17 protein-coding genes and 1 tRNA gene are annotated in these 16,794 nt (G+C 70.4%); 7 read left to right on the forward strand and 11 right to left on the reverse strand.

The window, feature by feature from the left end:
- Window positions 1-7 precede the first annotated feature (7 nt).
- On the reverse strand, window positions 8-1,105 hold the full coding sequence (locus HNR14_RS04420; protein ID WP_179700048.1) for a Gfo/Idh/MocA family oxidoreductase: 1,098 nt from the start codon (window positions 1,103-1,105) through the stop codon (window positions 8-10).
- Window positions 1,102-1,845: a sugar phosphate isomerase/epimerase family protein gene (locus tag HNR14_RS04425; RefSeq protein WP_425485021.1), complete on the reverse strand. Its 744-nt coding sequence runs from the start codon at window positions 1,843-1,845 to the stop codon at window positions 1,102-1,104. The genes HNR14_RS04420 and HNR14_RS04425 overlap by 4 nt, the downstream gene beginning before the upstream one ends.
- A 149-nt stretch (window positions 1,846-1,994) precedes the next feature.
- Between HNR14_RS04425 and HNR14_RS04430 the strand changes: the two genes are divergently transcribed.
- The 5 genes from HNR14_RS04430 (at window position 1,995) to HNR14_RS04450 (ending at window position 7,292) form a co-directional block, all read left to right on the forward strand.
- Entirely contained in the window at window positions 1,995-3,185 is a 1,191-nt protein-coding gene (locus HNR14_RS04430; RefSeq protein WP_179700049.1) for an ROK family transcriptional regulator, read from the forward strand.
- Window positions 3,186-3,355: 170 nt separating this feature from the next.
- Window positions 3,356-4,447: a Gfo/Idh/MocA family protein gene (locus tag HNR14_RS04435; protein ID WP_179702532.1), complete on the forward strand. Its 1,092-nt coding sequence runs from the start codon at window positions 3,356-3,358 to the stop codon at window positions 4,445-4,447.
- 3 nt (window positions 4,448-4,450) lie between these two features.
- Entirely contained in the window at window positions 4,451-5,182 is a 732-nt protein-coding gene (locus tag HNR14_RS04440) for a ThuA domain-containing protein (RefSeq protein ID WP_179700050.1), read from the forward strand.
- A gap of 263 nt (window positions 5,183-5,445) precedes the next feature.
- Window positions 5,446-6,489, forward strand: a complete 1,044-nt coding sequence (locus tag HNR14_RS04445; RefSeq protein ID WP_179700051.1) for a Gfo/Idh/MocA family protein — start codon at window positions 5,446-5,448, stop codon at window positions 6,487-6,489.
- A 35-nt stretch (window positions 6,490-6,524) separates the two neighbouring features.
- Window positions 6,525-7,292, forward strand: a complete 768-nt coding sequence (locus HNR14_RS04450) for a YqaJ viral recombinase family protein (RefSeq protein ID WP_425485022.1) — start codon at window positions 6,525-6,527, stop codon at window positions 7,290-7,292.
- Here HNR14_RS04450 and HNR14_RS04455 read toward each other — a convergent pair.
- Window positions 7,249-7,956, reverse strand: a complete 708-nt coding sequence (locus tag HNR14_RS04455) for a DUF998 domain-containing protein (RefSeq protein ID WP_179700052.1) — start codon at window positions 7,954-7,956, stop codon at window positions 7,249-7,251. The genes HNR14_RS04450 and HNR14_RS04455 overlap by 44 nt on opposite strands.
- A 182-nt stretch (window positions 7,957-8,138) precedes the next feature.
- Between HNR14_RS04455 and HNR14_RS04460 the strand changes: the two genes are divergently transcribed.
- Window positions 8,139-9,107 carry an NADP-dependent oxidoreductase gene (locus HNR14_RS04460; RefSeq protein WP_179700053.1) on the forward strand — a complete coding sequence of 323 codons (969 nt, stop codon included), beginning with the start codon at window positions 8,139-8,141 and terminating at the stop codon, window positions 9,105-9,107.
- 18 nt (window positions 9,108-9,125) lie between these two features.
- Here the strand turns inward: HNR14_RS04460 and HNR14_RS04465 are convergent, their stop codons facing one another.
- From HNR14_RS04465 to HNR14_RS04495, 7 genes are all read right to left on the reverse strand, one after another.
- Complete coding sequence (locus HNR14_RS04465) at window positions 9,126-9,665, reverse strand: GNAT family N-acetyltransferase (protein WP_179700054.1); 540 nt, start codon at window positions 9,663-9,665, stop codon at window positions 9,126-9,128.
- An 85-nt stretch (window positions 9,666-9,750) separates the two neighbouring features.
- The gene (locus HNR14_RS04470; protein ID WP_218874970.1) at window positions 9,751-11,745 is read right to left on the reverse strand and encodes a S53 family peptidase; all 1,995 of its coding nucleotides are present in this window, start codon (window positions 11,743-11,745) and stop codon (window positions 9,751-9,753) included.
- A gap of 231 nt (window positions 11,746-11,976) precedes the next feature.
- Window positions 11,977-12,666 (reverse strand): 50S ribosomal protein L1, encoded by a 690-nt coding sequence (gene rplA, locus HNR14_RS04475; protein ID WP_021764078.1) that lies wholly within the window; start codon window positions 12,664-12,666, stop codon window positions 11,977-11,979.
- Between the two features lie 91 nt (window positions 12,667-12,757).
- A complete protein-coding gene (gene rplK, locus HNR14_RS04480) occupies window positions 12,758-13,189 on the reverse strand; it encodes a 50S ribosomal protein L11 (protein ID WP_021764077.1) in 432 nt (143 codons plus the stop codon).
- Between the two features lie 101 nt (window positions 13,190-13,290).
- Window positions 13,291-14,211: a transcription termination/antitermination protein NusG gene (nusG, locus tag HNR14_RS04485; RefSeq protein ID WP_039923029.1), complete on the reverse strand. Its 921-nt coding sequence runs from the start codon at window positions 14,209-14,211 to the stop codon at window positions 13,291-13,293.
- Window positions 14,212-14,284: 73 nt separating this feature from the next.
- Entirely contained in the window at window positions 14,285-14,557 is a 273-nt protein-coding gene (gene secE / locus HNR14_RS04490; RefSeq protein WP_039923027.1) for a preprotein translocase subunit SecE, read from the reverse strand.
- 42 nt (window positions 14,558-14,599) lie between these two features.
- A tRNA-Trp gene (locus HNR14_RS04495) sits at window positions 14,600-14,672 on the reverse strand.
- Window positions 14,673-15,036: 364 nt separating this feature from the next.
- On the opposite strand from HNR14_RS04495, the gene HNR14_RS04500 reads away from it, so the two are divergent.
- Complete coding sequence (locus tag HNR14_RS04500; protein ID WP_179700055.1) at window positions 15,037-15,924, forward strand: hypothetical protein; 888 nt, start codon at window positions 15,037-15,039, stop codon at window positions 15,922-15,924.
- Between the two features lie 18 nt (window positions 15,925-15,942).
- Here the strand turns inward: HNR14_RS04500 and HNR14_RS04505 are convergent, their stop codons facing one another.
- Window positions 15,943-16,773: an alpha/beta fold hydrolase gene (locus HNR14_RS04505; RefSeq protein ID WP_179700056.1), complete on the reverse strand. Its 831-nt coding sequence runs from the start codon at window positions 16,771-16,773 to the stop codon at window positions 15,943-15,945.
- Between the last annotated feature and the right edge of the window lie 21 nt (window positions 16,774-16,794).

Genomic DNA, 16,794 nt, shown 5'->3' on the forward strand with positions numbered 1-16,794 from the left:
GAGCCGGCTACGCCAGCGTCGCCGCTCGCGGGTCCCAGTCCTCGGGGAGGGCGGGCGCCACCTGCACGGTGCTCGCGACCTCCACCGGAACGCCGGACTCCCCGGCCTCGATGGTCGCGACCATCACGTCGAGCACATGGAACGCCTGCTCACCCGAGGCGCGCTCGGGGACGCCGGCGCGGATGGCGCGGGCCAGTTCGACGACGCCGGTGCCACGGGAGGACGTCGAACCGGTCGAGGCGACCGTCTCCTCGCCGTCGGCGCCGTGGATGCGCAGCTCGCCGGTGAAGGTGTTCGGGTCCGGGACCTCGACGGTGCCGTCGACACCGGCGACCTCGAAGAGCGTGCGGCCGAGCTTCGAGTCGAAGCTGAAGATCGCCTGGGCGGTCTGCCCGCTCTCGAACTGGTAGAGAGCGCTGACGTGCGTGGGCACCGTCACGGCGAACTCCTCGCCCGCGCGCGGGCCCGAGCCGATCACGCGGGTCTCGCGCGACTTCGACGCCACGGCGGCCACGCGGGCGACCGGGCCGAAGAGCTGCACCAGCGCAGTGAGGTAGTACGGGCCGATGTCGAACAGTGGGCCTGCGCCCTCCTGGAACAGGAAGTCGGGGTTGGGGTGCCACGACTCCGGGCCGGGCGACTGCATCAGCGTGAGTGCGGTGAGCGGGGCGCCGATGCGGCCGCTCTCGAGCAGACGCCGCGCGGACTGGATGCCGGCCCCGAGGAAGGTGTCGGGCGCGGTGGCCACGCGCAGCCCGCGTGCGTTCGCGGTGTCGAGCAGCTCCTGCCCGGTCGCGCGGTCGAGCGAGAACGGCTTCTCGCTCCACACGTGCTTGCCCGCGGCGAGCGCTTGCAGCGCCACCTCGACGTGCACCTTGGGGATGGTGAGGTTGACGACGATCTCGATGCCGTCGTCCTCCAGCAGCTCCTCCACCGAGCCCGAGCCCGGCACGCCGTACTTGTCGGCCTGCGCGCGAGCGCGCTCCTGGTCGATGTCGGCGACGAAGCGCACCTCGAGGTCGGGGAACGAGGTGAGGTTGCCCAGGTACTCGTTGCTGATCACACCGGCGCCGATGACGCCGACGCCCACGCGCCCGGCGCTCACGCGAGGCCCTCGGCGGTGAGGAAGGCGAAGCTGTCGGCGACGGCCTGGAAGCGGTCGCCGCGCGAGTCGTCCAGCTCCACGACGCGCAGGGCGTTCGGGGCGGCGGCGATGATCTCGGCGATCGGGAGCGAGCCCTGGCCGACGGCGACCTGGTCCTTCGTCTCCGTGCTGCCGGGGCCGTCCTTGATGTGGAGGGCGACGACGCGGTCGCCGAGAGCGGGGAGGAGGGTGCGCGGGTCGTGTCCACCAACGGTCACCCAGTAGGTGTCGACCTCGAGCACGACCTCCGGGGCCAGCTTGCCCGCGAAGAACTGGAGGGCGGTCGTGCCCTCGATGGTGCTCTCGATCTCGTGCGCGTGGTTGTGGTATCCGACGCGGACGCCGTAGCGGGCGGCGACCTCGGCCGCCTCGTTGAGCTGGTCGGCGATCGCGGCGACGTCGGAGGCGGTCTGCCAGCGCTCCGGAGCGACGAACGGGTCGATGACCGTCTGGATGCCGAGGGCCTGCGCAGCGCTGAAGACCCGATCCAGATCCCCGCCGATGAAACCCTGGTGGGTGGTGGGAGCGGCGAGCCCCGCCTCGGCGAGGCCGTCGCGGAGGGCGTCACCGAACTCGAGGAAGGCGAACGGCTCGACCTGGGTGAAGCCGATGTCGGCGATGCGGCGCAGGGTGCCGGCCGTGTCCTCGGTCAGCAGTTCGCGGACCGTGTAGAGCTGCACGGAGAGTTTTGACGTCGACACAGGACTCCTCGTCGAGTGGTGGTGCGGATGGATGGCCGCCGGATGGCGATGACTCCATTCAACCGAGACTTCTGTCGGATGTCAATCAAAAGTCGACGGATGCCGCGCGATCTTTGGATGGAGGGCGACCGGTGTGGTTCAATGACCGCATGACCGACACCGCGCGCGAGACGGGCCTGGTCGCGACGGACGCCGCCGACCTGCTGGCGATCCTGCGCGACGGCGTCCCACGCACGCGCGCCCAGCTCGCCGAGCTCACCGGTCTCGCCCGCTCGACCGTGGCGGTGCGCATCGATTCGCTCACCGCCTCCGGACTGATCGCACCCGCGGGCGACGATGTGTCGACCGGAGGCCGCCCGCCCGCGCGGGTGCGCTTCAACCCGTCGTCGCGCGTCGTGATCGCGATCGATCTGGGTGCGACGCACGCCGTGGTGGCGCTGGCCGATCTCGCCGGCGACATCCTCGCCCGCGAGTCCCAGCGCATCCGCATCGCCGACGGCCCGGAGTCCGTGCTCGACTGGGCGCTCGAGAGCGCGCAGCGCCTCTACCGGGAGAGCGGCCGCCCGCTCGGCGACCTGGTCGGCATCGGGATCGGTGTGCCCGGCCCGGTGGAGCACTCGACCGGACTCCCGGTGAACCCGCCGATCATGCCGGGCTGGGACCGCTTCGACGTGCCCGCCTACGTCCGTCGCGTGTTCGACGTGCCTGTGCTCGTCGACAACGACGTCAATCTCCTCGCCCTCGGCGAGCACGCCCGCGTCTGGCCGGAGCAGACCGACCTGCTGTTCGTGAAGGTCGCGACCGGCATCGGCGCCGGCCTGATCAGCGGCGGCCGGCTCCAGCGCGGTGCGCAGGGCTCCGCCGGCGACCTGGGCCATGTACGCGTGCCGTTCGGCGAGGGCACCCCGAGCCACGGCGCGCAGGATGCGGACCTCGAGGCCCTCGCCAGCGGACCGGCGATCGCGCGGGCGCTCACCGCTGCAGGCATCCCCGCCGAGACCACCGACGACGTCGTCGACCTCGCACGCACCGGCAATCCGATCGTGCAGGCGGCCATCCGCCAGGCCGGACGCGATCTCGGCGAGGTCGTGGCGACCTGCGTCAACCTCCTCAACCCGTCGATGGTCATCGTCGGCGGCGGTCTCTCCCGGGTCGGCGAGCAGCTGCTCGCCGGGGTGCGGGAGGTCGTCTACCAGCGGTCGACGCCGCTGGCCACCCAGCACCTCACCATCACCGAGTCGCGCTCCGGCGAGACCGGCGGTGTGATCGGTGCCGCGATCATGGTGATCCAGCACGTGCTCGATCCCGGCTCGGGGGCGGTGCGCGCGCTCTCGCGCTGACCCCCTCCATCACCCCGTCCACCCGCATCGACCATCGAATCGATTCGATCCCGCTCCACCCCACCTCTGAAAGGACTCTCGTGACCACCGAATCCCTCTCCTCCGGCGCCGCTGCCGGTCGACCCCTGCGCGCCGGCGTGATCGGCCTGGGCTGGGCCGGTCAGCAGCACATGGAGGCCTATGCCACCCTTCCCGGCGTCGAGCTCGTCGCCATCGCCGGGATGGAGGACGAACCTCGCGCCGCCCTCGGCGAGAAGTACGGCGTCGAGCGCCGCTACGCCGACTGGAAGGACCTCGTCGCCGACGGCGACCTCGACGTCGTGAGCGTGGCCGTGCCCACCTTCCTGCACGCCCCGATCACCGTCGGGGCGCTCGACGCGGGCATCCACGTGCTCAGCGAGAAGCCGATCGCCCGCAGCGCTGCCGAAGCGCAGGCCATGGTCGACGCCGCGCATCGCTCGGGCCGCGTGCTCGAGGTCGCGTTCAACCACCGTCGCCGCGGCGACATCGAGGCCCTCAAAGCGGCCATCGACGCCGGTCAGATCGGCCGCCCGTACCACGCGCGCGCCATCTGGCTGCGCCGGGCCGGCATCCCCGCGCTCGGCAGCTGGTTCACCAACCGCGAGATGGCCGGCGGCGGACCCCTGATCGACATCGGCGTGCACGTGCTCGACTACGCGCTCCACCTCTTCGGCGAGCCGCAGGTCGTCGCCGTCTCGGCCGTCACCCACTCCGAGCTCGGCGTCCGCGGTCGCGGCGGCGCGACGTCGGACAAGCAGCTGGTCGGCTCCGCCTACGAGGTCGAGGACCTCGCGAGCGTGCTGCTCCGCCTGGAGGGCGGCGGCTCCATCGTCATCGAGACGAGCTGGGCCGCGTACCGGCCCGCCGGCGACGAGTTCGGCATCACGCTGTACGGCACCGAGGGCGGCGCCGACCTGCGGGTCGTCGACTACGCCCCCGCCGGCGAGCTGACCATCTTCACCGGCGACGGAGAGGAGACGGCGGACGTCCGCGTCGCCGCCGACGCGGGCCGTGGCCACCTCGCCGTCGTGGAGACGTTCCTCGAGCACGTCGCCGACGAGGCGAACTGGTCGCAGTGGGACGGCTCCCTCGCCCTGGACCGCGCGCGGGTGATCGACGCCGCCTACGCGTCCGCCGAACGCGGAGCCGAGGTGCGGCTGCAGCCGGCCACCGTCGGCGCCGACGACACCAGCGTCGACGACACCACCGCCGACACCAGCGTCGCCACGAAGGGAGCCTGAACCATGGCCGCATTGCGCGTCACTGTCTGGAACGAGGGCGTCCACGAGACGACCCAGCCCGCGATCGCCGCGATCTACCCGGAGGGCATCCACGGCGCGATCGCCGAGGGCCTCCGCGACCTGCTCGGCGAGGAGGTCGTCGTGCGCACGGCGACCCTCGCCGACCCCGAGCACGGCCTGAGCGAGGCCGTGCTCGCCGAGACCGACGTGCTGCTCTGGTGGGGCCACATCGCCCACGACCAGGTCGCCGACGAGGTCGTGGAGCGGGTGCGCGAGCACGTGCTCGGCGGGATGGGCCTCATCGTCCTCCACTCAGGCCACTTCTCGAAGATCTTCATCCGGATGCTCGGCACCACCTGCTCCCTGCGCTGGCGCAACCCCGAGGGCGGCGAGCGGGAGCTGGTCTGGAACGTGAACCCGACGCATCCCATCGCCGCCGGGGTCGAGCAGCCGATCGTGATCGAGGCGCAGGAGATGTACGGGGAGTTCTTCGACATCCCGACGCCCGACGACCTCGTCTTCATCAGCTCGTTCACCGGCGGGGAGGTGTTCCGCTCGGGGGTGACGTTCACCCGCGGCCGCGGCAAGATCTTCTACTTCTCCCCCGGCGACCAGGAGTACCCGGTCTACTTCCACCCGCAGGTGCGCCGCGTGCTCGCCAACGGTGTGCAGTGGGCGGCCCCCGTGGCCGGCGCCCGCGTCGCCCCCGCCGTCTCCAACCCCGAGCCGGTCTAGGCAGAGGGCCGCGATCCGGAGGGCGATCCTCCGGCTTCCGTCGCCAACGGAGGAACTCGCTGCCTATCATGGCGCTGATTTCCTCCGTTGCCTGCGACCCGCCGACGCACGTCCCTGAATCTCCTCCCTTCGCCGCATGGCCGGAAAGGGAGGAGATTTTCGGGATCGACCCGGAAATGGCGGGCAAGGGAGGAGGTCGGCGCGCGAGGACGCCGGATCTCCTCCCTTCACCGCGCGGCGGGGAGGCACGGCAGACTGGGCACATGACGGACGTGCTCTCCTCCCTCCCCGCACCACGGCATCCCGATCCCGCCGACGCACCGCCGCTGCGCTGGGGCGTCCTGGGGCCGGGCGTGATCGCCGCCGACTTCACGAAGGCGCTCCACGCCCACACGGCGCAGCGGGTCGTCGCCTGCGGGTCGCGCTCCGCCGAGCGCGCCTCCGCGTTCGCCGCCGAGCACGGCGTCGAGCGGGCGCACGGCTCCTACGAGGCTCTGGTCGGAGACCCCGGTGTCGACGTCGTCTACGTTTCGACACCGCACAGCGAGCACCTCGAGCACGCGCTGCTCGCCATCGCGGCGGGCAAGCACGTCCTGATCGAGAAGCCGATGGCAGCGACCGCCGATCAGGCGCGCCGCATCGTCACCGCGGCGCGGGAGGCGGGGGTGTTCGCGATGGAGGCGATGTGGACGCGCTACCTGCCGCAGACCGACATCGCCCGCCAGCTGCTCGACGACGGCGCCCTCGGCGAGGTGCGGGTCGTGACGGCCGACTTCGGCGGGAACGCCGCTTACGACCCGACGAGCCGGCTCTGGAACCCGGACCTGGCCGGCGGCGCCCTCCTCGACCTCGGCGTGTACGTCGTCTCGTGGGCGTCCTTCGCGCTCGGCTCGCCGGCGGGCATCATCGCCAGCGGATCCCTCGCCCCCACCGGCGTGGACGAGCAGGTCGCCCTCGTGCTCAGCACGGTCTCGGGAGCGCAGGCGCTGCTCAGCACCGGGCTGCGGGCCGGCACGCCGTCGCTCGCCACGATCAGCGGGTCGTCCGGTCGCATTGAGACGGATGCGCCGTTCTGGGGACCGAGCGGCCTGCGGGTGCACCGCGCCGACGGGTCCCTCGCCGCGCACTGGCGCGACCCGTACGGGCGCCCGCACCGGCAGGGGATGTCGTACGAGGGTGCAGCGCTCGCCCGCTACGTGGCAGAAGGCCGCACCGAGTCGCCGCTCCACTCCCTCGACGAGGCCGTCTCGACGCTCGCCACGATCGACGAAGCCCGTCGCCAGCTCGGCGCAGCGGGCGTGGGCTGACAGCGGGCGTCGCCGGAGCGAGGCACAATGGAGGGGTGCTCGACCCCGCCCACACCCGATCCGCCGACCTCTACCGGCCGGGCGTGCTGGCAGACCTCGGCCCGGTGAGGGCCGCCGCACCCGCTCCCGTCCCCGTGATCCCGGCCGTCCCGGATCAGATCGGGCACCTCGCCCGCGTCGTGGCGCGCTCCAGCGACCGCGTCGGCTGGCTGCGCGCCCGCAGCCGCGGCATCACCGCGACCGACGTCGCCAAGCTCTCGACACCGCGCTCCCTGCGTGCAGCCGTCTACGACAAATTGCACGGCACCGGATTCTCGGGCAACTCGTACACGCAGCACGGCCGGGTGCGGGAGCCGGAGATCGCGGCCTGGGTTGCGGCGACCCACGGCATCCAGCCCTCGGACGCCCTCTTCCACGCCGAGCGGGATCGCCGTCATCTTGCGACGCCCGACGGACTCGCCGTGCGCTCCGACGAGCGGATCGAGCTCTGCGAGATCAAGACGACGAACAAGCCGTTCCGCAGCATCCCGCGCAGCTACCTGCGCCAGATCTGGTGGCAGCAGTACGTGCTCGGCGCCGAGCGCACCCTGTTCGTCTGGGAGCAGCACGACGGTTTCGTGCCGCTGCACGACGAGCCCGAGTGCCGCTGGGTCGACCGCGATGACGCGGAGATCGCCAAACTCGTCGGGCTCGCGGGCGACCTGATCGAGCTGCTCCGTCAGGCGACGGCGGTGCCGGCCAGCGCACCCGCTCCTCCTCCTACGCCTGCACCTGTTCCCGCGCCGGTCGCGACCCTCTACTGAGCGCGAGCGCGAATACTGCGATCCACGCGATCGCCACCGTGGTGCCGATCAACTCCAGCCAGGCGCCCACGTCCGTGGCGACGTGCACGATCGCGAGCATCCCCCCGACGATCGTGATGACGGCGACGGCGACGCAGCTGGCGAGTGAGAACCGCGCGACCCGCGGCAGCCGCGCCGCGAACGCCACCTGCAGCATCGCGTAGCAGGCGGCGACGAAGCCGAGCACGGCGGAGACGGTGTGGGTCAGATCCTGCGCCGTCGAGCGCGGATCGGCGATCGGCACCGGGCAGTTCGCCGTGCACGTCACCTGCGAGGCCACCACGAAGCAGAGCGCCGCGAAACCGAGGCTGAGGGCCGGCACCCAGCGGTCGAGCGGCCGGATGCGGGAGCGCACGTGCCCGCTCGCGAGAGCGATCGAGAAGCCGCCCGCGGCGACCAGCAGCAGCGCGACCCGGAACATCCCCGCCGTCGGGGCGCCCTCCGCGCCCAGCTCGCTCACGTACACCGGGCGGTCGACCGTGAGCCGGGCGGCCCAGATGATCGTGAGCCCGCCGAGCACCGCGACGGTGCCGATGGCGAGCAGGATGGGCACGGCGCGCTCCCACCCGCGGGCGAGCGGAGGCACCGCGAAGGGCTGGCGCACGATGCGCAGGAATCGCTGCACGCTGGCTCCTCGGGTCCGGGTCGAAGCATCCTAACGCGACCCCTCCTGGAAACGTCCTGGGGGTATCCGAAACAGAGTGTTCACATGCGGTGACCCCGGCGTAACACCGGTGACGCAATCCCGGGATTGACTGGGTTCAGCCTGATCGCGTCAGTGGAGGGCGACCGACGAGGGGACGACGAATGCCGAAGACCATGCGGGCCGCACTCCTGGATGCGGCGGGTGGGCCGGAGTCCCTGCGGATCGGCGACACGATCTCCCCCGACCGTGTCAACGCGGAGTTCCTGGTGAAGGTGGTGGCCGCCGGCGTGAACCCCCTCGACGCGAAGACGCGCGCCGGCCGCGGGGTGTTCGACGCCATCCACTCCTTCCCCGCCGTGCTCGGCCACGACTTCAGCGGCGTGGTCGTCGAGTCACCGTACAGCGCCCATCCCCTCCGCCCCGGCGACGAGGTCTTCGGGATGGTGATGGTGCCGCGGTTCGGGGGAAGCTACGCCGAGTACATCTCGGTGCCGAGCCTCAGCGTGGTGCGCAAACCCTCCACCCTCTCCCACATCGAGGCCGCCGCCGCCCCGCTCGCCGCGCTCACCGCGTGGGGCATGGTCGTGGAGGTCGCCAAGGCGCACGAGGGCCAGCGGATGCTCATCCACGCGGGCAGCGGAGGAGTCGGTCACTTCGCCGTGCAGTTCGCCTCCTACTTCGGCGCGCACGTGATCGCGACGGCCTCGGGCTCCCACGCCGCGTGGCTGCGATCGCTGGGCGCCGCCGAGGTGGTCGACTACACCACCACCCGGTTCGAGGATGCGGTGGAAGAGGTGGATGTCGTGATCGACCTGATCGGGAACGTGCACGACGACACCGGATCGCGCTCCCTGAGCGTCCTGCGTCCCGGCGGCCTGATCATCAACGCGCCGACCGGGAGCTGGCCCGGCTTCGAGGACGAGATCGCCGCAGCCGGCGTACGCGGCACCCGCTACCGGGTCGCCCCGGACGGCAGCACCCTCGGGGTGATCTCGCGCCTGCTGGAGGCCGGGAACGTCCGCGTCCATGTCGACCAGATCTACGCACTCGAGCAGATCGCGGACGCGCACCGGGCCGTGGAGAGCGGCCACACCCGCGGCAAGGTCGTGCTCAAGATCGCCGAGGGGTAGGAGCTCCGAACGGCGTGGTCAGGAGATCGGGCTGCGCTCCATCACCCAGTCGTCCTCCCACCGCTCGCCGACCAGGAACCGCTTCGACCCCACGTGCTCGAAGCCGTGCTTGCCGTAGAAGCGCTGGGCACGCGCGTTCTCCTCGTTGACGCCCAGCCACATCCCTTCGGCCCCGGCGTCCGCAGCCGCGCTGACGCTCGCGACCATCAGGCGGCCGGCGACGCCCTCGCCGTGGTGGCCGGGCAGCACGTAGCACTTGCTCAGCTCGGCGGTCGGGCGCACCCGGATGGCGCGGCGCACGTCCTCGTCGGCAGGCTCCCCCACGATGACCATCGTGTAGCCGATCGCCTCCCCGGTCTCGTCCTCCGCGATCAGCACGCGACGGGAGGGGTCGGTGACGTACTCCGCGAACCGCTCCGGTGAGAGCACGGTCGCGATGAAGTGCGCCTTCGCCTCCTCCGTGGTGTGGGGCGGGCAGGCGAGCGGGAAGGTCACGGCGGCGACGGAGGCGAGCGCGGCGGCGTCGCCTGTGCGGGCGGGACGGATGGTGACGGTCACGCCACCAGGGTAACGGGTGGCGGGCATGGAGGGACCGGCCGCCCCCGGGGGAATGGGGCGGCCGGTCCGGTCGTTCAGGCGCCGACTAGTGCCGGCCCTGCGCCACCAGGCTGAGCAACGAGAACGACACGTCGCCGAGGCCGGTCACGGGGTCGTAGCCCTTGGCCGTCTTCAGCGTGGTGTCCTGATCGAACGACACCAGGTAGCTGTTGCCGCTGGTCTTGCTCGTGTATGCGACGGCCTGGGTCGGGTTCTGCGGCAGCACGTCGCGGAAGCTCCCCGGCAGCACGCGCTTGACGGCGTACAGCGTCGGGTTCGCGAACCCGATCGTCGTGTGCGTCGACTGCTGGACGATCGCGATCTGCGCGGCCACGATCGGCGAGGCGAGCGAGGTGCCGCCATACGTCTCGTTGATGTAGTCGCCGACCGCGAGCGTGTCGTCGTCGACGATGGGCCGGATGCCGATCAGGAAGCCGGTGTACGGGTCGGCCAGGGCCGAGACGTCCGGCGAGACGCGCTTGCCCGCGGCCAGAGCAGCCGGGACGATGCCGCGCTGGTAGTCCGGCTGCGCGAACACGGCGCTCGTGCCGCCTCCCGCGCCTCCGACGAACCGGCTGCCCGGCAGCGGCTCCGCGTAGCTCAGGGAGCCGTCGGCGTTCTTCACGATCTGGTCGACGGTGTCGCCCCAGCCGGTCTCGAAGGCGATCTTGCCGTTCTTGTCGATCGCCATGCTCGTGCCGCCCACCGAGGTGACCCACGGCGAGGAGGCCGGGAAGTCGGGTGACGCGTAGCCGAGGTTCGCGACCTCGTCGCCGTTGTCACCGCTCGAGAAGTAGAGGCCGATGCCTTCACCCGCAGCCTGCAGCTGGAGGTTGACCTCACCCTGGATCACGTCGGCCGGGACCGCTTCGCCGACGTTGCCGTAGCTGTTGCTCACGATGGTCGCGAGCTTGTTGTCGAGGATCTTGGACATCGCCACGTCCAGACCGCCGCCGCAGTTCGTGCCACCCACGTAGAGGATGCGCGCTCCCGGTGCGATCGCGTGCACGGACTCGACGTCGAGCGTCTGCTCACCCTGCCAACCGCTGGGGTACTGGCACAGCTCCTGGTCGGTGAAGTCGGCCGGCTTCGGCACCAGCTGCTGGTACGAGGAGTTGGTCAGACCCGGCTCGCCGTTCTGCGCGGAGTACGAGTTGACGTCCTTCACGATGCTGGGGCTGGCGTATGCGTCGATGATGGCGACCGTCTGACCGGTGCCGTTCACGCCACGCTTGCTGAGGTCGCTCAGACCGTAGGCACTGCGCAACTGCTGCGGCGTGTAGCCGCAGTTGTAGGTGCTGTACTTCGTCTGGCCGTTGTAGGCGGCGGGGACCGTCACCGTGTTCTCACCGAAGTAGTGAGAGCAGGGAGTGTCGACCACCGGAGCCGCGGCGACCTTGCGCGAGAGCTGCGGCTCACCGGATGATCCGAGGTCGCCCTGCTGGATCGAGTCCGGCCGGGTCAGGGTCCGCGACTGCTCGACGCTGACGCCCGACACCTTCGTGCCGATCGACGCGGGCAGGGACGGCGCCGTCGCGGGCGCGATCAGTTGGCGGCCGGCGTAGTTGAACGAGCGAAGGGAGGTGCCGAAGATCGACCCGATCTGATCGGGCGTCCCGCGGAACACCACGTACTGACGGCTGGCGGGCACGGCGGTGATGGTGAGTCCCGCCGTCGTCAGGAAGCTGACCACGGCGTCGGAGTCGGCCTGCGTCGGCGAGAAGCGCCCGATCCACTGAGCCGGCGCGAGCGCCTTGCGGTAGCCGGCGATCGCCGGGTTCGAGACCTGCTTCGCGAGCGCTTCCGCGCCCTTCTGGTCGCGCAGCGGGAGGTAGATCTCACCTTCCACCGTCGTGTCGGCGGGTGCGGCGCCGGCGTCGTTCGCGGCGGTGGCCCACGACGGGACGGAGTCTGTGTAGGTCACCCGGTCGGCGGCGGTGGCCGCGGAGGTACCCGCCAATGACAAAGCCACCGTGGCGGCCACGGTGGCGATGATTCCGACGACCCTCTTGTGGAGGGATCGTGTGGTGCGAGGAGTCATGGAAACGTCATCCTTCACTCGGACGGACTCGACATCGAGCCGACGCGCGGCGCGCGCCAGAGCGAGCGTAAACCCGCGTCGTTCTGCCACACAAGAGGGGGTAGACGGGTCTGTCGCGATCCATGACGAGTGTGTACGTTCTCTCAGAATCGTGGGGAGGGCTTCAGCAACGCCGAAGGGGCCGGCACCGGCTGCTGCCGGTCCCGACCCCTTCGAGTGTCTGCGTGACGATCAGATCGCGTTGACGTCCAGCGGGATGCCCGGGCCGAACGTGGTCGACACGGCGCCCTTCTGGATGTAACGGCCCTTGGCGGCCGACGGCTTCAGACGCACGATCTCCTCGAGCGCGGTCTTGATGTTGTCGTCGAGCTGCTCCTGCGTGAAGCCCGCCTTGCCGACCACGAAGTGGACGTTGGAGTGCTTGTCGACGCGGAACTCGATCTTTCCGCCCTTGATGTCGGAGACGGCCTTCGCCACGTCCGGGGTGACCGTGCCGGTCTTCGGGTTGGGCATGAGGCCGCGCGGGCCGAGCACCTTACCGAGACGGCCGACCTGGCCCATGAGCTCCGGGGTGGAGACGGCCGAGTCGAAGTCGGTCCACCCGCCGGCGACCTTCTCGATCAGCTCGGAGCCGCCGACCTCGTCCGCGCCGGCCGCGATGGCCGCCTCGGCCGCAGGGCCGGTCGCGAAGACGATGACGCGCGCGGTCTTACCGGTGCCGTGAGGAAGGATGACGGTACCGCGGACCATCTGGTCCGCCTTGCGCGGGTCCACACCGAGCTTCAGCGCGACCTCGACGGTCGAGTTGAACTTCGCGGAACCGGTCTCCTTCGCGAGGGCGACAGCCTCGGTCGGGGTGTAGAACTTGCCGTCTTCGATCTTCTCGGCGGCGGCCCGGTAGGCCTTGGACTTCTGTGCCATGAGTTTTCTCCTAACGAGAATGTGGTGCGAGCCTGGCCGGCTCTGCCACTGTGATGCCTTTCGGCGGAGGGTGTGTGAGGGCGGTCGGGGCTTACGCCTCGACGGTGATGCCCATCGAACGGGCGGTGCCGGCGATGATCTTCGACGCGGCGTCGATGTCGTTCGCGTTGAGGTCGACCATCTTCTGCTCGGCGATGCCGCGGACCTGCTCCTGGGTCAGCTTGCCGACCTTGTTGGTGTGCGGGACACCCGAGCCCTTGGCGACGCCGGCCGCCTTCTTGATGAGCTCCGCAGCCGGCGGGGTCTTCAGGACGAACGTGAACGAACGGTCCTCGTAGACGGTGATCTCGACCGGGATGACGTTGCCGCGCTGCGACTCGGTCGCAGCGTTGTACGCCTTGCAGAACTCCATGATGTTCACGCCGTGCTGACCCAGGGCCGGGCCGATCGGCGGGGCCGGGTTGGCAGCGCCGGCGTTGATCTGAAGCTTGATCAGACCGGTGACCTTCTTCTTCGGTGCCATGTCTCTTCCTTCTTTGTGTATTCGAGCGGCGTTGGATCTCTCCGTGCCGCTCTCCCGGTTTCTCGGCCCTTCCGAGACCCGGTGATCTGAAAACTAGGGGGTCAGAGCTTCGTGACCTGGTCGAAGCTGAGCTCGACCGGCGTCTCGCGCTCGAAGAGCGACACCAGCACGGTGAGCTTGCCGCTCTCCGGCTTGATCTCGCTGATCGATCCGGGCAGGCCCGCGAACGAGCCTTCCTTGATCGTGATGGTCTCGCCGATCTCGAAGTCCACCTCGGCCGGGATGACCCGGGCGGTGGCCTTCTGGCCCTTGGCGGCGCCCTTGACCGGTGCGGCCTCGATCTGGACGAGGCTCTTCAGCATCGAGAACGCCTCTTCGAAGCGCAGCGGCGTCGGGTTGTGCGCGTTGCCGACGAAGCCGGTGACGCCCGGCGTGTGGCGGACGACCGACCAGCTGTCCTCGTTGAGGTCCATGCGCACGAGCACGTAGCCCGGGATGCGCACGCGGTTGACCATCTTGCGCTGGCCGTTCTTGATCTCGACCACGTCCTCCATCGGGACCTGGACCTCGTAGATGTAGTCCTCCATGTTCAGCGAGACCATGCGGTTCTCGATGTTGGACTTCACCCGGCGCTCGAAGCCGGCGTACGAGTGGATGACGTACCACTTGCCGATCTTGCCGCGGAGCTCGGTGCGGAACTCCTCGTAGGGGTCGGTGGCGACCTCTTCTTCGTCCTCGACGGCTTCCTGGGCGGCCTCGGCCTCCTCGTCGTCGTGGACCTCGAGGGCCTCGTCGACGGCGTGATCGGCCTCGGGGTCGACGGCCTCCGCCATCGCGTCCAGCACGGCGTCCAGATCGATCTGGGTGCCGTCCTCGGCCACGACGTGCAGCGCTTCGTGCTCGGCGGCGTCCGACGAGTCCTCGTCGTGCTCGAGCACGTTGCCGGTCTGCGCCTCGTCGTCCTCGGAGGACTGCTCGGCTGCGGTGGCCCAGTCCACGTCGTCGCGATTCGTCTCAGACACTGAATTCATTCCATTTCTGTCGGGGTGGCCGGTGGTCCGGCCGAGCTTTCCACTCGAGCGGGAGTCGTCCGCTCTAGGTGGGGTTGCCGAAGACCCAGACGACGCCCAGGCTGAACAGCCAGTCGAGGAGGGACACGAGCGCCATCATGATCACCACGAAGACGAGCACGACGCCCGTGTAGCTCAGGAGTTCCTTGCGGGTCGGCGTGACGACCTTCTTGAGCTCGCCGATGACCTGGCGGATGAACAGCGCGATGCGCGCGAAGGGGTTGCGCTTCGCAGCGCGATCCTTCTTCGCGTTGGCGACGATGTCCTCACTCGGCTCGTCGATAACTTTTCGGGCCACCTCGTTACACCTTTCGTGGGCCGACATCGGAATGTCGACTTGCAGGGCGGACAGGAATCGAACCTGCAACCTGCGGTTTTGGAGACCGCTGCTCTGCCAATTGAGCTACCGCCCTAGGGAAGACGAACCCGCGAAGCGCTCCGCACGTCCTGAGACAAACCTAGCCTCGGTCAAGGCTAGCCGATCACGCATCCGAATGTGCTCCGAATGCCTGATCGCAGCTCGGCACATCTGCCGTCGCCACAACCGAAAAAAGGCGCAGAAAAGCTTGGCAGATTCAACCACCGCGTCCAGTGTACGGGACGCTGCACCACCTGCGCAAAAGCGCGCGTCCGGGCTGGGTTGAACAGTCACGACCCGCCCTTTTCCGTGACCGCTCACCGCCTTGGAGGGCGTCTTGTGACGTCTCACCCGATCCGCGCCTCCCTCGCCTGTGGACAACCGCGTCGGACGGGCTGCGGCGCGGAAGAGTGGTGCGCATGAACAGCGCGCACCCCGTCCAGCTCGAACGCCGCCCTCTTGCCGTGCGGGAGGCGCGAGCCCTCGGTTCCACCGAGAAGCGGCTGCGCGGGCCGACCGTCCATCACCCGTTCCGCGGGGTGGTGACGACGACACCCCTCCGCCGGCTCGACGACTGGTGCCGCGCCTACCTTCCGGTCGCGCCGCCCGGAGCGTTCTTCTCGGGGCCGACCGCGGCGGCGCTCCACGGCATCCCTCTCCCCCGCCTCCCGTCGGGCCTGCATGTGTCGGTGCCCGCGCCGGCTCGCGCCCCGCGGCGGCCGGGCATCCACGGGCACTCGGTCCGGGTCTCGTTCGGAGATGTGATCGTCAAGAACGGTCTGCAGCTGAGCTCCCTCCCGCGCGCCTGGTGCGAACTCGCCGGGATGTTCAGCGTCGAGGACCTGGTGGTCGCGGGCGATGCGGTCGCGCGTCGCTCCACCGGTCGCGATCGCCTCCGTGCGCTGCGCGATGCGCTGAGCCGCTGTGCGTCGCGGCGCGGCCGGCCGGAGCTGCTCCAGGCATTCGACCTCCTGGATCCCCGGGCGGAGTCACCGCAGGAATCCCGCCTCCGCTTCCGGCTCGTGACCGGAGGCGTGCTGGGTTTCGAGTCGAACCTCGCCATCCGGACGACCACCGGCAAGAACTACCGCGGAGACCTCGTGTTCCCGGAGCGCCGGGTGATCCTCGAATACCAGGGCGACCATCACCGCGAGCAGGAGCAGTACCGTCGCGACCTCCGCCGGCGCCTGGACCTGCAGGCCGACGGCTGGACGATCGTCGAGCTCGGGCCGGACGACCTCGGCGACCCGGGTCTCGCGCGTCGGGTGCGTGCCGTGCTCGCCGCCGCCCCAGCGGCCGGGCGATGATGGCGGATCCCGTCGCTGTCAGCCGGCGAGGGCGTCGAGGAGCGGAGCGGGATTCTCCACCAGGAAGTAGTGTCCGCCGTCGGGGATCTCGACCAGCCGCGAGGCGGGGAGCCGATCGCGCGCCCAGCGGGCGACCGCGATCGGAACGTTCACATCCGCGTCGCCGTGGAGTTGCACGGTGGGCACGGAGATCGCTTCGAGGGGTTCGGGGAGCGCGCGATAGTAGCGGGCGAGGTCGGTCACTGCCGCGCGCGCACCCTGCCGCATCCCCTCGGCGCCGTCCGGAGCGGTCAGCGCCTGGGAGGCGGGGTCGGTCATCACCCGGCGATCGCCCGCCGGCCAGCTGTCGACGTTGGCGGCGCGGGTCGACCGGAAGGGACCGCGGCCCTCCAGCATCGCAGTGGCGACCCAGGGAACGTACCGGCAGGCGCGGTAGAGCAGCGTGATCAGGGGAAGGCGGGCCCGGAGCTCACCCGCGGGAGCCCCCGGGATCATGCCGCACGCGAGCACCAGTTTCTCCACCCGGTCGGGATGCGCGGCGGCCAGTCCGAGCGCGTACCCGGCGCCGCCGGAGAAGCCGACCACGGGGACACTGTCGAGGCCGAGGTGGTCGAGCAGTGCGATCGCGTCGTCATCCCAGGAATGGAATGCGCGGTCCTCACTGGGGTCGGTGAGGCCGAACCCGGGACGGTCGGGAGCGATGAGCCGGATCCCTGCCGCCCGCGCCGACGCGTGCAGCGGGAGGAGCTGGTAGCGACTACCCGGGGAGCCGTGCGCCACGAGTGCGGGGCGGCCGGCGGGGTCGCCGAGTTCGCACCAAGCGATGGTCCTCCCCGCCGTATCGGTCATCCGCCTGGTCAGCGGAATCGC

Origin of the sequence: Leifsonia naganoensis, from assembly GCF_013410615.1 — a bacterium.
GTDB lineage: Bacteria > Actinomycetota > Actinomycetes > Actinomycetales > Microbacteriaceae > Leifsonia > Leifsonia aquatica.